The 13,370-nt window shown below is 53.0% G+C and carries 13 protein-coding genes and 1 other annotated feature; of the genes, 7 read left to right on the top strand and 6 right to left on the bottom strand.

All coding sequences use genetic code 11. The features are described 5' to 3' along the window. Positions 1-353: 353 nt before the first annotated feature. The 3 genes from clpB to rluD form a co-directional block, all read right to left on the bottom strand. Complete coding sequence (gene clpB, locus ACESQ2_RS14390; protein ID WP_014226431.1) at positions 354-2,927, bottom strand: ATP-dependent chaperone ClpB; 2,574 nt, start codon at positions 2,925-2,927, stop codon at positions 354-356. Positions 2,928-3,054: 127 nt separating this feature from the next. Further along, a complete protein-coding gene (gene yfiH / locus ACESQ2_RS14385; protein ID WP_046877628.1) occupies positions 3,055-3,786 on the bottom strand; it encodes a purine nucleoside phosphorylase YfiH in 732 nt (243 codons plus the stop codon). Then, the gene (gene rluD, locus ACESQ2_RS14380; RefSeq protein ID WP_004853302.1) at positions 3,783-4,763 is read right to left on the bottom strand and encodes a 23S rRNA pseudouridine(1911/1915/1917) synthase RluD; all 981 of its coding nucleotides are present in this window, start codon (positions 4,761-4,763) and stop codon (positions 3,783-3,785) included. Before rluD ends, yfiH begins: the two co-directional genes overlap by 4 nt. A 132-nt stretch (positions 4,764-4,895) precedes the next feature. Between rluD and bamD the strand changes: the two genes are divergently transcribed. From bamD to pheA, 4 genes are all read left to right on the top strand, one after another. Next, the gene (bamD, locus tag ACESQ2_RS14375) at positions 4,896-5,633 is read left to right on the top strand and encodes an outer membrane protein assembly factor BamD (RefSeq protein WP_004853303.1); all 738 of its coding nucleotides are present in this window, start codon (positions 4,896-4,898) and stop codon (positions 5,631-5,633) included. 271 nt (positions 5,634-5,904) lie between these two features. Further along, positions 5,905-6,240: a ribosome-associated translation inhibitor RaiA gene (raiA, locus tag ACESQ2_RS14370; protein WP_004104616.1), complete on the top strand. Its 336-nt coding sequence runs from the start codon at positions 5,905-5,907 to the stop codon at positions 6,238-6,240. 106 nt (positions 6,241-6,346) lie between these two features. Beyond that, positions 6,347-6,471, top strand: a sequence feature (Phe leader region). Beyond that, on the top strand, positions 6,348-6,395 hold the full coding sequence (pheL, locus tag ACESQ2_RS14365; protein ID WP_101706155.1) for a pheA operon leader peptide PheL: 48 nt from the start codon (positions 6,348-6,350) through the stop codon (positions 6,393-6,395). (Overlaps the previous feature by 48 nt.) A 30-nt stretch (positions 6,472-6,501) precedes the next feature. Then, positions 6,502-7,662 carry a bifunctional chorismate mutase/prephenate dehydratase gene (gene pheA, locus ACESQ2_RS14360; protein WP_004853306.1) on the top strand — a complete coding sequence of 387 codons (1,161 nt, stop codon included), beginning with the start codon at positions 6,502-6,504 and terminating at the stop codon, positions 7,660-7,662. Here pheA and ACESQ2_RS14355 read toward each other — a convergent pair. From ACESQ2_RS14355 to aroF, 3 genes are all read right to left on the bottom strand, one after another. Continuing rightward, a complete protein-coding gene (locus ACESQ2_RS14355; protein ID WP_049070043.1) occupies positions 7,659-8,531 on the bottom strand; it encodes an SMP-30/gluconolactonase/LRE family protein in 873 nt (290 codons plus the stop codon). The genes pheA and ACESQ2_RS14355 overlap by 4 nt on opposite strands. A 68-nt stretch (positions 8,532-8,599) precedes the next feature. Continuing rightward, positions 8,600-9,721 carry a bifunctional chorismate mutase/prephenate dehydrogenase gene (gene tyrA / locus ACESQ2_RS14350; RefSeq protein ID WP_049070041.1) on the bottom strand — a complete coding sequence of 374 codons (1,122 nt, stop codon included), beginning with the start codon at positions 9,719-9,721 and terminating at the stop codon, positions 8,600-8,602. Positions 9,722-9,730: 9 nt separating this feature from the next. Continuing rightward, positions 9,731-10,801 (bottom strand): 3-deoxy-7-phosphoheptulonate synthase AroF, encoded by a 1,071-nt coding sequence (gene aroF, locus ACESQ2_RS14345; RefSeq protein ID WP_014226435.1) that lies wholly within the window; start codon positions 10,799-10,801, stop codon positions 9,731-9,733. Between the two features lie 344 nt (positions 10,802-11,145). On the opposite strand from aroF, the gene ACESQ2_RS14340 reads away from it, so the two are divergent. Genes ACESQ2_RS14340 through ACESQ2_RS14330 form a run of 3 tightly spaced genes read left to right on the top strand, consistent with a single transcriptional unit; the run spans position 11,146 to position 13,365 of the window. Continuing rightward, entirely contained in the window at positions 11,146-11,655 is a 510-nt protein-coding gene (locus ACESQ2_RS14340; RefSeq protein ID WP_004853313.1) for a YfiR family protein, read from the top strand. Beyond that, on the top strand, positions 11,648-12,871 hold the full coding sequence (gene dgcN, locus ACESQ2_RS14335) for a diguanylate cyclase DgcN (protein ID WP_049070040.1): 1,224 nt from the start codon (positions 11,648-11,650) through the stop codon (positions 12,869-12,871). Before ACESQ2_RS14340 ends, dgcN begins: the two co-directional genes overlap by 8 nt. A gap of 11 nt (positions 12,872-12,882) precedes the next feature. Continuing rightward, complete coding sequence (locus tag ACESQ2_RS14330; RefSeq protein WP_014226437.1) at positions 12,883-13,365, top strand: OmpA family protein; 483 nt, start codon at positions 12,883-12,885, stop codon at positions 13,363-13,365. Positions 13,366-13,370 lie beyond the last annotated feature (5 nt).

The following is a 13,370-nucleotide window of genomic DNA, read 5'->3' as shown; positions in this document are numbered from 1 at the left end:
CTTTGAGTGCCCACACAGATTGTCTGATAAATTGTTAAAGAGCAGTGCAACGCGGCTTTCGCTCACCGTTGCGAGGTCCCGTATAATACGTTTTCCTCATTCAGAGTCAAGCGTTTAATTTCGCTTTTCTCTGCCGGTATTCATCGCTGAATCCCGCTGACCCGGCGGGCTGTAAGCCGTTGTTCCGTATCAGTGGAGGCGCATTATAGGGAGTAATTCTGAAGTGGCAAGAGGAATTTCAAAAAAAAACTCCACTCGCTTATTTTTCAACCAAAGCAGCTACTGAGAGTAAATTATCGCCTGGTTTTTAAACAAAAACGAGCCCAGCGGGCCCGTTTTTGCTGTTTTGTGATTTACTGCACTGCCACTATCCGGTCGTTTTTCACAACCAGCTGCACTTCTTTACCCGGTATCAGCTCACCAGAGAGAATCTGCTGTGCCAGCGGGTTTTCGATCTGCTGCTGGATAGCACGTTTCAGAGGACGTGCGCCATAAACCGGATCGTAACCGTTTTCGCTCAGCAGCTTCAGTGCCTCATCAGAGAGGTGAACTTCATAGCCGCGTTCCTCAAGTCGTTTATACAACCGCTGCAGCTGAATCTGCGCAATAGAAGCAATGTGTTTTTCACCTAACGGGTGGAATACCACCACTTCATCAATACGGTTGATAAACTCCGGCCGGAAGCTTTGGCTAACCACTCCCAGAACCAGCTCTTTCATGTGGCTATAGTCCAGGGCACCAAAACGTTCCTGTATGAGATCCGAACCGAGGTTAGAGGTCATGATGACGACCGTATTGCGGAAGTCGACCGTTCTCCCCTGCCCGTCAGTCAAACGTCCATCGTCCAGTACCTGCAGCAGAATGTTAAAGACATCCGGATGCGCTTTTTCCACTTCATCCAGCAGGATGACGGAATAAGGACGACGGCGGACCGCTTCAGTGAGATAGCCGCCTTCTTCATAACCTACGTATCCCGGAGGCGCCCCAACCAGACGTGAAACGGAGTGTTTCTCCATAAACTCTGACATGTCGATACGTACCATCGCATCGTCGCTATCAAACATAAAGTTGGCCAGCGCTTTACAGAGTTCTGTTTTACCTACACCGGTAGGGCCCAGGAACAGGAACGAGCCGATTGGACGATTAGGATCGGATAATCCGGCACGGCTACGGCGGATCGCATTCGATACCGCTTCAACCGCTTCATTCTGACCAATGACGCGACTATGCAGCTCCTGCTCCATACGCAGCAGCTTCTCACGCTCGCCTTCCAGCATTCTGGCCACCGGGATACCCGTCCAGCGAGCCAGCACTTCCGCGATTTCCGCATCCGTAACTTTATTACGCAACAGACGCATCGTCTTGCCTTCGGATTGCGTTGCCGCCGCCAGCTGTTTTTCCAGCTCCGGGATTTTGCCGTACTGCAGCTCGGACATCCGCGCCAGATCGCCGACGCGACGCGCCTGCTCAATCGCGATTTTCGCCTGTTCCAGCTCAGCCTTAATCGTCTGGGTTCCGGAGAGCGATGCTTTTTCAGCCTTCCACTCTTCTTCTAAGACTGAATATTGACGTTCTTTATCGGCCAGCTCCTCATTCAGCATATCCAGCCGCTTAATGCTGGCTTCATCAGACTCTTTCTTCAGCGCCTGCTGTTCCAGCTTGAGCTGAATGATGCGACGGTCGAGTCTGTCCAGCTCTTCCGGTTTTGAGTCAATCTGCATCCGAATGCTGGATGCGGCTTCATCGATCAGGTCGATAGCTTTATCCGGCAGCTGTCGGTCGGCGATATAGCGATGAGACAGCGTGGCTGCCGCAACGATCGCCGGGTCGGTGATCTGCACGTGGTGGTGCAGTTCATAACGTTCTTTCAGACCACGCAAAATCGCAATGGTATCTTCAACGGTCGGCTCCGCCACGAATACTTTCTGGAAACGACGTTCCAGCGCGGCGTCTTTCTCAATGTACTGGCGATATTCATCCAGCGTCGTAGCGCCCACGCAGTGCAGCTCACCGCGCGCCAGCGCCGGTTTCAGCATGTTACCGGCGTCCATTGCGCCGTCCGCTTTACCCGCACCCACCATGGTGTGCAGCTCATCGATAAACAGGATGACGTTGCCTTCCTGCTTGGCGAGGTCATTCAGAACGCCTTTTAAGCGCTCTTCAAACTCACCGCGGTATTTGGCACCCGCCACCAGCGCGCCCATATCGAGCGCCAGCACCCGGCGCCCCTTCAGCCCTTCCGGCACTTCACCGTTGACGATCCGCTGCGCCAGCCCTTCAACAATGGCCGTTTTACCTACACCGGGTTCACCAATCAGCACCGGGTTGTTTTTGGTACGGCGCTGCAGAACCTGAATCGTACGACGAATTTCTTCATCGCGGCCAATCACCGGGTCAAGCTTGCCCTGCTCGGCACGTTCGGTCAGATCGACGGTAAATTTTTTCAAGGCCTGACGTTGGTCTTCGGCTCCCTGATCGTTCACGCTTTCACCTCCGCGCATTTGTTCGATCGCCTGACTCACGTTGGCGGTTGTGGCCCCGGCGGATTTTAAAAGGTCGGTCAGCGTGCCGCGTGATTCAAGCGCTGCCAGAACGAACAGCTCTGACGAAATAAAGTTGTCCTTTCTCTTTTGCGCCAGCTTGTCGCAAAGGTTCAGGATACGCACTAAATCCTGGGACGGTTGAACATCGCCGCCGGTACCTTCCACCTGCGGCAATCGGCTCAACGCCTGTTCAATATTGGTGCGCAACTCTCCGGCATTGATGCCCGCCGAAGTTAATAAAGGACGTATCGATCCCCCTTCCTGATTCAGCAAGGCGCTCATAAGATGAAGAGGTTCGATGAATTGGTTGTCGTGCCCGAGTGCAAGGGACTGGGCATCGGCAAGAGCAAGCTGGAATTTATTGGTAAGACGATCCAGACGCATAACTCCTCCCATAACAGGTCAAATTTGCTACTGGAGATTAAATGAGGTCATCCCTCAATTATTCAAGGTTAAAGACCTGAACTATGCAAAAATAAGTTTGCCTTCTGGATCGTCTTAGTTCGGGAGGTTATATCAGCCAGATGAAACTTGCCATACGACCCGTCGTCTTGTCGCGACGATAAGAGAAAAAATCATCTTTTTCGCTGAGGGTACAGCGGTCACCGCCAAAAATCTGCTCAACGCCAACGCTCGCCAGCCGCTGACGCGCAAGCTGATAGATATCAGCAAAATACTTTTCACCTGCAGGACGAAATGCGCGCTCCGCCTGAGTATCTTTTGCCATAAAGGCCTCACGCACCTCCGGACCAACCTCAAACGCGTCCGGCCCAATGGCGGGCCCAAGCCAGGCCATGATGTTTTCCGGTTTATCGGCAAAACAGGCCACGGTTTCTTCCAGCACGCCTTCACAAAGGCCCCGCCAGCCGGCATGAGCAGCCGCAACTTCCGTTCCCGCGCGGTTGCAAAAAAGCACCGGCAGGCAATCAGCGGTCATCACCGCGCATACCGTACCCGGCACATTGCAGTATGAAGCATCAGCACGCTTTGACTGGTACGGCCCGCCGTCGAGCTTTAACACTGCCGTACCGTGAACCTGCTCCAGCCACACCGGGTATGACGGAAGACCACCAGCGGCGAACATGCGCCGACGGTTCTCTTCTACGTGCTGCAGATTGTCTCCGCAATGGGCACCGAGGTTAAGTGAATCGTATGGCGACAAACTCACCCCGCCAGAGCGCGTGGAACTACAGGCTGCCACGCCTTCCGGCATTGGCCATTGCGGTACAATCAGTTTAGTCATAGCCAGTCAATATCGTCTTTATGAGTTTCAAAATCAGCGCGCATGGCATCAATCAAATCAACCATATCCTGTGGAATTGGCGCATGCCATTCCATCTCAATGCCGCTGATCGGATGGTATAAACGCAGCATGGTGGCATGCAGGGCCTGGCGATCGAACTTACGCAGAGCGGTGATGAACTCTTCCGATGCGCCTTTAGGCGGACGCGGGCGCCCGCCATAGACCTGATCGCCCACCAGCGGGTGAGTGATGTGCGCCATGTGTACGCGAATCTGATGCGTACGGCCGGTCTCCAGGCGCAAACGCAGACGAGTATGAATGCGAAAATGCTCCATGATCCGATAGTGCGTCACCGCCGGTTTTCCCATCGGATGTACCGCCATATGCGTACGCTTGGTCGGGTGGCGGCTAATCGGTTCTTCCACCGTTCCGCCAGCGGTCATGTGACCAATCGCCACCGCTTCATACTCGCGGGTGATTTCGCGCAGCTGCAGGGATTCCACCAGGCGGGTTTGCGCCGGAATGGTCTTCGCGACCACCATCAAGCCGGTGGTGTCTTTATCAAGACGGTGCACGATCCCCGCACGCGGCACGTCAGCAATGGCCGGATAGTAGTGCAACAGCGCATTCAGCACAGTACCGTCAGGGTTGCCCGCGCCAGGGTGCACAACTAAATCGCGCGGTTTATTAATTACGAGGATGTCATCATCTTCATAAACGATATTGAGCGGAATATCCTGTGGTTGGAAACGGACTTCTTCTTCGATTTCAACATCGATAGCAATCGTTTCTCCCCCCAGCACTTTCTCTTTCGGCTTGTCGCTGACGCTGCCGTTTACCAGCACTCTCTGGTCAAGGATCCATTCTTTTATGCGCGAACGCGAATAATCCGGGAACAATTCGGCCAAAGCCTGATCTAAGCGTTGTCCGAGTTGATTTTCGGACACCGTTGCGTTGAGTTGTACTCGTTGTGCCATATACAGCTTCTTCGTTTTAACGTTGGGTTTTACGGCTTTGCCGTTTAATATAGTGTGCTATTGTAGCTGGTCTTAATCGGGAGCAGGAACAGAGATTCTCCCGCATAAACATTTTGAGGAAGTCAAAACGTCATGACGCGCATGAAATACCTGGTGGCAGCAGCCACACTGAGCCTGGCTTTGGTGGGTTGCTCTGGCTCAAAGGAGGAGGTGCCCGATAATCCGCCGAATGAGATCTACGCGACCGCTCAGCAAAAGCTGCAGGACGGTAACTGGAAACAGGCAATAACGCAACTGGAAGCGTTGGATAACCGTTATCCCTTTGGTCCTTATTCCCAACAGGTACAGTTGGATCTGATTTATGCGTACTACAAAAACGCCGATCTGCCGTTGGCTCAGGCAGCTATCGATCGCTTTGTGCGCCTGAACCCTACCCATCCTAACATTGATTACGTCATTTATATGCGTGGTCTGACAAATATGGCGTTGGATGACAGTGCGCTGCAGGGCTTCTTCGGTGTCGATCGTTCTGACCGCGATCCACAACACGCGCGCGATGCCTTTAACGACTTCTCCAAACTGGTTCGTGGCTATCCTAACAGCCAGTACGCTACTGACGCCTACAAGCGTATGGTGTTCCTGAAAGATCGTCTGGCGAAGTACGAGCTGTCGGTCGTGGATTACTATACCGATCGTGGCGCATGGGTTGCGGTCGTTAACCGCGTAGACGGCATGCTGCGTAACTATCCGGATACGCAGGCCACCCGCGACGCGCTTCCGAAAATGGAAAACGCCTACCGTCAGATGCAGATGAACGCGCAGGCTGACAAGGTTGCGAAAATCATCGCGGCTAACAGCAAGAACACCTGATAGCCCTTAGATAAGCAAAACGGCAGCCGAGTGGCTGCCGTTTTTTTATTCGTTAAATCGTTAAGCTGAAGCGGTTTAGCGCCGAGTTAACTCATCAAATATGGCTCTCTTTCTTCCATTCCACAAGTAAAATCTCACCTGTTCCTGTCCTGTCTCACAAAACAGATTTGTTGACAAAAAGTGACAATAAAATGTGATTTAAATCACGCATTTTGACATTGGGCGAGGTATGCTGAGTTTACCAAGACGGGAAAGACAAGAGGTAAAATTTATGACAATGAACATTACCAGTAAACAAATGGAAATTACTCCGGCAATCCGCCAGCACGTCGCAGACCGTCTCGCCAAACTGGATAAATGGCAAACCCACTTAATTAACCCGCACATCATCCTCTCTAAGGAGCCGCAGGGTTTTGTCGCTGATGCAACCATCAATACGCCAAACGGGCACCTGGTCGCCAGCGCACGGCACGAAGACATGTATGCCGCAATTAACGAATTGATCAACAAGCTGGAACGGCAGCTCAATAAAGTGCAACACAAAGGGGAAGCCCGCCGCGCCGCAACGTCGGTGAAAGAGGCAGGCTTTGTGGAAGAAGAAGAGTAATCCTTAACTTAAGCTTGTGTCATGCCACGCGCCTTCGGGCGCGTTTTTTATTGACAGAGTGAAAACAGTACAGGTACTGTAATCCCCACTAACTCAAGGAATTCATCGTGAAACTGATCCCGTTTTTCTTCGCATTCTTTTTTACCTTCCCCTGAATGGGAGGCAATTCGTCGTGTGATAAAGAATGCGAAGACGAACAACAAGGCCTCCCAAACGGGAGGCCTTTTTTATTGATAATCAATAACAAGAAAGGCAACACATATGACCGAGGAAAACCCATTACTGGCCCTACGCGATAAGATCAGCGCTCTGGATGAGAAACTGCTTGCGCTGCTGGCTGAGCGCCGCGGCCTGGCCGTCGAGGTCGGCAAAGCCAAGCTGGCATCGCACCGGCCGGTGCGGGATATCGACCGCGAGCGGGACCTGCTGGAACGCCTGATGACGCTGGGGAAAAAACACCATCTTGATGCCCATTACATCACGCGCCTGTTCCAGCTGATCATTGAAGACTCGGTCCTTACCCAACAAACGCTGCTGCAACAGCACCTGAATAAAATTAATCCGCACTCCGCGCGGGTGGCATTCCTCGGACCTAAAGGTTCATATTCGCACCTTGCGGCTCGTCAGTATGCCGCCCGCCACTTTGAACAGTTTATCGAAAGCGGCTGCGCGAAGTTCGCCGATATCTTTGAGCAAGTGGAGACCGGCCAGGCTGACTATGCCGTCGTTCCTATTGAAAATACCAGTTCCGGCGGCATCAATGATGTTTACGATCTTCTGCAGCACACCAGCTTATCCATCGTGGGCGAGCTGACGCTGCCTATCGATCACTGCGTGCTGGTCTCAACGTCCACCGATGCGCAACAGATTACGACGGTCTACAGCCATCCGCAGCCGTTTCAGCAGTGCAGCCAGTATCTGAGCCGCTATCCGCACTGGAACATTGAATATACCGACAGCACCTCCTCAGCGATGGAAAAAGTCGCTCAGGCTAAATCGCCGACCGTTGCCGCCCTGGGCAGTGAAGCAGGCGGAGCGCTGCACGGTTTACAGGTCCTGGAACATTGTCAGGCGAACCAGACGCAAAACATCACCCGCTTCCTGGTTCTGGCGCGTAAAGCGGTGGAAGTCTCCGATCAGGTCCCCGCGAAAACCACGCTGTTGATGGCCACCGGCCAGCAAGCCGGGGCCCTGGTTGAAGCGCTGCTGGTGCTGCGAAACCATAATCTGATCATGACCAAGCTGGAATCACGCCCCATTCACGGTAATCCGTGGGAAGAGATGTTTTATCTGGATATCCAGGCCAACCTGGAATCACTGCCAATGCGCAAGGCATTAAAAGAGCTGGCCGAGATAACGCGTTCAATGAAAGTGCTGGGCTGCTATGCCAGCGAAAACGTGGTACCGGTCGACCCGGTTTAACGTTCTATAAACGGCAATTTCTTCATCCCTGCCACGGCAACTGGCAGGGTGAAGATCGCGCCGGAAAGCGGATATTTCGCCACTTCGTCGGCATCCATATTCTCCCGCGTGGTGGTAATGTAGAGCGTCTTCATATCCGCTCCGCCAAAACAGACCATCGTCGGGCAACGCACCGGTAGACGATGCTCCTCCAGCTGCTCGCCCGTCGGCGAGAAGCGCGCAATACGCCAGCCGTCAAACATCGCGCTCCAGTAGCAACCTTCAGCATCGATGGCCGCGCCGTCTGGAATCCCCTCTCCCGGCTGAAAGCGCAGGAAGACCTCACGTTTACCCGCCTCGCCCCGCTCATCGAGAGGTGTTCGATAGATAACGGCATTTGGCGTATCCGAGGTATACATCCAACGTTTGTCTTCGCTAAACGCCAGACCGTTAGCGCCGTGAATGTCGCACTGGATAACCTGCGGGGAGAGATCGTTATCGATGCGCACTAAGAGCGCGCCGTTAAAATCTCCCGGCCCCCAGAAAGTCCCGGCATAAAAGCGGCCATCGCGATCGGTTCCACCATCATTAAAGCGCGCTAATTGCGGATTGCTGGGGTTATCGCAGACTTTGCGCTGTAGAAGACCATGCGCATCAGTGAGCCAGATAGCGCTGCGTAAAGCGACGATAAAACCGCCCTTCTCGCGCAGGGCAAAACAGCCGGGCTCCTCGGGAAATTGCAGAACCTGATGTTCACCCGTCTGCACGTCGTAGCGATGAATCTCGCATTCCATAATATCGGCCCAGTACAATGCCTGTTCGGCTTCGCTCCAGGTCGGACATTCCGGTAAATGCCCGGTGTAATCAAACAGCGGTTGCGGTTCAGCCATCGTTTTCATCCCTATAAAAAAAGCCAGCGGGTCACCCCTCTGGCTTTATTGTATACGTGTTTGACGACTTACTGCCGATTATCATTTGCCTGGCGCAGCAACGTCCGGCTTTCGCTCTGGAAGCGCTGGGCATAGTCACCGAACCAGTGCTCAACCTTACGGAAGCTATCGATGAACGCCTGTTTATCCCCCTGCTCCAGCAGGCCGATAGCTTCACCGAAGCGCTGGTAGTATCGCTTAATCAGCGCCAGATTATTTTCCGAGGACATAATAATGTCAGCATAGAGCTGCGGATCCTGGGCAAACAGCCGGCCAACCATCGCCAGTTCCAGACGATAAATAGGCGACGACAGCGCCAGAAGTTGCTCAAGACGCACGTTCTCTTCGGCCAGGTGCAGGCCGTAAGCGAAGGTCGCAAAGTGGCGCAACGCCTGAATAAAGGCCATATTCTGATCGTGCTCGACGGCGCTGATACGATGGAGCCGCGCGCCCCAGACCTGAATTTGCTCCAGGAACCACTGATACGCTTCGGGCTGACGGCCATCGCAGTACACCACCACCTGCTTCGCCAGGCTGCCGCTGTCCGGCCCAAACATGGGGTGTAACCCCAATACCGGACCTTTATGCGCGGCCAGCATCGCCTGCAGCGGTTCCGCTTTCACCGAGGCCAAATCGACCAGGATGCAGTCCGCCGGCAGCGCTGGCAGCTGAGCAATCGTTGCCGCCGTGATATGAATCGGCACGCTGACGATAACCATACCGGCATCGGCGACAATCTCTTCCGCCCGCGACCAGTCGTCTTTTTCAAGGATACGAACCCGATATCCGGAAAGCGTCAGCATTTTCTCAAACAGACGCCCCATTTGCCCGCCGCCGCCAACAATCACGACCGGACGCAGGTTCGGATAAAGCGTTTTAAAACCTTTATCGTTTTCGCTGGAATAAGACTCCCGCATGACGCGACGCAAAACATCTTCGATAAGATCCGGCGGGACCCCAAGCGCAGCAGCCTCCTCGCGCCGGGACGCCAGCATCGCCGATTCACGTTCAGGAACGTAAATGGGCAGGCCGTATTGGCTTTTAACCTCTCCGACTTCCGCTACCAGCTCCAGGCGCTTAGCCAGCAGTTCCAGCAGCGCCTTATCGACTTCATCAATTTGATCGCGTAATGCGGTCAGTTCAGCAACCATATCATCCTCTTACGCCAGACGAGCCGCCAGATGGCCTCGCAGATCCTTATCAAGTTCGCGGAGCAGCGCATCGGTGGTTTCCCAACTAATGCAGGCATCGGTCACTGAGACGCCGTATTTCATATCGCAACGCGGCTGCTCAGAGGACTGGTTACCTTCGTGGATATTGCTCTCAATCATCAGACCAATAATGGAACGGTTACCATCTTTAATCTGCGCGACCACGGATTCCGCAACCGCAGGCTGACGGCGGTAGTCTTTATTAGAATTCCCATGGCTGCAATCTACCATCAGAGAGGGCTTCAGTCCCGCCTGAGTCATCTCTTTTTCACACTTCGCAACATCTTCCGGGCCGTAGTTTGGCGCTTTCCCGCCGCGCAAAATGACGTGACCGTTCGGGTTGCCCTGCGTTTGCAGCAGGCACACCTGTCCGGCCTGGTTGATGCCGACGAAACGGTGCGGCATCGCGGCAGCGCGCATTGCGTTAATTGCCGTGGCAAGGCTGCCATCGGTGCCGTTTTTAAACCCTACCGGCATCGACAGGCCAGAAGCCATCTCCCGGTGAGTCTGGGATTCGGTCGTACGCGCGCCGATAGCAGACCAGCTAAACAGATCGCCGAGATACTGAGGACTGTTGGGATCTAACGCTTCCGTCGCCAACGGTAGCCCCATATTGACCAGTTCAACCAGCAGACGGCGCGCAATCTTCAGGCCGCCTTCCACATCAAACGAACCATCCATATGCGGATCGTTAATCAGCCCTTTCCAGCCAACGGTGGTGCGGGGTTTTTCAAAATAGACGCGCATGACCAGATAGAGGCTATCGCTGACCTCTTCGGCAAGGGCTTTAAAACGGCGAGCGTACTCAATGGCGGTTTCAGGATCGTGGATCGAACAAGGGCCACATACCACCAGCAGACGCGGATCGCGGCCGGCGATGATGTTGGAGATAGTCTGGCGAGACTGCGCGATCTGCGCCTCCTGCTCAACGCTCAGAGGGAATTCAGCCTTCAACTGATCCGGAGTGATCAAAACCTGTTCGTCGGTAATGTGTACGTTGTTCAGCGCGTCTTTTTGCATGATTGCGATCCTGTATAGCTCGTTTGCGATAGTTATTGCCTCAGCGAGGATGACGTAACGATACCACACAAAGTAAAGATTTCAATCCATATTCCGTAAATTTTACTTTACACATAGAAATTAAATCGCGCTGTATTTCATTCAATGCGTATCAAATTATTTACAGTGAGTCATTAAACGCCAGTTTTTCCCTGCTTACACGAATTTCTTTTACGAAAAATCCTGGTAAGAATTATCTCAAAGCGGCGAGGCTGGCTAATGACGATTTTCCTCAACAATGCTATTCTTCGCCCGGGTTTCAGCAATCTGCATCCCCCACGCTATGACAATCTGACGGAACCGTAATGACTGTTCTTCACCGTCTCTTTTTGACTTTAGTACTATCACTCGTGGGTATCTCTGCTGTTGCTTCCGGACCGTCTGAAAATGTTCGGACAATCGTTTCGGGGATCGTGACTTATACTCGCTGGCCGCAATTATCCGGTCCTCCAAGGCTCTGTATTTTTTCAACATCACGATATATCCATAGCCTGGCCGAAGACGCTCCGGAAATATTGCCTTATAAACCCGTGATCGTTCGTAATACACAAGAAGCCTTACAGACGACCTGCGATGGTTTTTATTTTGGCAGTGAATCGCCGACCCAACAGTCTGAATTTACGGCCAAATATGGAAACCGGCCCCTATTACTTATTGCGGAACAAAACACCGATTGCTCTATTGGCAGCGCTTTTTGCCTGCTCATCAACAATGAGAGAGTCAGATTTTCCGTAAATCTGGATGTACTGACGCACAGCGGCGTTCGGGTTAATCCCGAGGTGCTGATGCTTGCCCGGAAAACATCACATGAATAAGGATTTTTCTCAGGCCCCGCGCCCCACATTTAAAAGAGCGCTGCGCCGTATCAGCATGATAAGCGTGGTGATCTCTATGACACTGGTCTGGCTGTTACTCTGCACCGCTTCCATCTTTACACTCAAGCAATACGCCCAAAAAAACCTGGAACTTACCGCCGCCACCATGGGCCGTAGCCTGGAAGCAGCGCTCGTTTTTGGCGATAGCGCAGCGGCTGAAGACACGCTGGCCACGCTGGGCAGACAGGGGCAATTTTCTCAAGCAATTCTGGTCGATGGCCGGCAAAGACCCTTCGCCTCATGGCATAACGATGGTCTGGTCAGTCAGGATAAAATCAGCGACGTCATCAGCAAATGGCTCTTCCCGAAACCCACGGTGCAAACTATCCTGCACCAGGGAAAAATTATCGGTGAACTCCGTCTGACCGCGCTGGACAGATTGATAAGCTATTTTCTTGGTATCTCTATTATTGTGCTCACCGGCAGCATTTTTCTGGCTTCCTGCATCGCCTTGCTCCTTACCCATTCGCTGCATCGCGGCATTGTGGCTGCGTTACAGAGCATTACCGAGGTGGTACATGACATCCGCGAAAATCGCCATTTCTCCCGCCGGGTGCCCGAAGAGCGCATTGAAGAATTCCACCTGTTCGCCCAGGACTTCAATAGCCTGCTGGGTGAAATGGAGGACTGGCAGCGGCAGCTTCAGGCTAAAAACGCCCAGCTCCTGCGCAGTTCATTACACGACCCGCTAACCGGGCTGGCTAACAGAGCGGCTTTCCGGAATGTCATTAATGATCTGATGAAGGATGAAACCGCCCAAAGTCATTCTGCGCTGTTATTTCTTGATGGCGATAACTTCAAGCTTATTAACGACAACTGGGGCCACGCAGCCGGCGATAAAGTGTTAATTGAGGTCGCGAGCCGCCTGATGGCCTTTGTCGGTAAACAGCATCAGGCATGGCGTCTCGGCGGCGATGAATTTGCCATTCTGCTACGGGATGTTCATTCAGAAACCGAAGTTCGGGCACTGTGCAGCGCGTTGTCCGAACAGTTTATCCCGCCGTTTAATCTACACAATGGCCACACCGCCAGCCTGTCACTGAGCATTGGTTACGCTCTAACCTGGGAACATACCTCAGCGGAAAATCTGCAAGAGCTTGCCGATCAAAATATGTATCGGATGAAACACCAGCGCTTACAGCAAACGCAAAAATAAAAGGAATCACCATGATCGGAAAATATTTTGCTCCTGCTTTACTGGCCGCACTTTTTCTTAGCGGCTGCCAGGCTCCGCAAGGAAAATTCTCGGCAGAACAAATTGCAGCGATGAAGTCATATGGCTTTACTGAAACCAACGGCGACTGGTTATTAGGAATATCTGATACCATCCTGTTTGATAAAAACGACTATCATCTGCGTGCCGAAAGCAAACAGCAAATTCGCACAATGGCTTCACGTCTGGCGAGCACCGGAATTACCCATAGTCGCCTTGAAGGTCATACTGATAATTACGGCGAAGACAGCTACAACGAAATGCTATCGCTTAAGCGAGCTAACAGCGTGGCGGATGCCTGGGCCGAAGGGGCGAATATTCCGCGCGCAAACTTGACCACTCGCGGACTCGGGAAAAAGTATCCTATAGCCAGCAACGATACCGCGAAAGGGCGCGCTGAAAACCGCCGCGTCACGGTGGTTATCAGCACGCCTTAAACACC

Origin of the sequence: Klebsiella sp. Q11, from assembly GCF_964241505.1 — a bacterium.
GTDB lineage: Bacteria > Pseudomonadota > Gammaproteobacteria > Enterobacterales > Enterobacteriaceae > Klebsiella > Klebsiella michiganensis.
The sequence above is the reverse complement of the archived record's forward strand: the minus strand, read 5'-3'. Positions and strand labels throughout refer to the sequence as shown.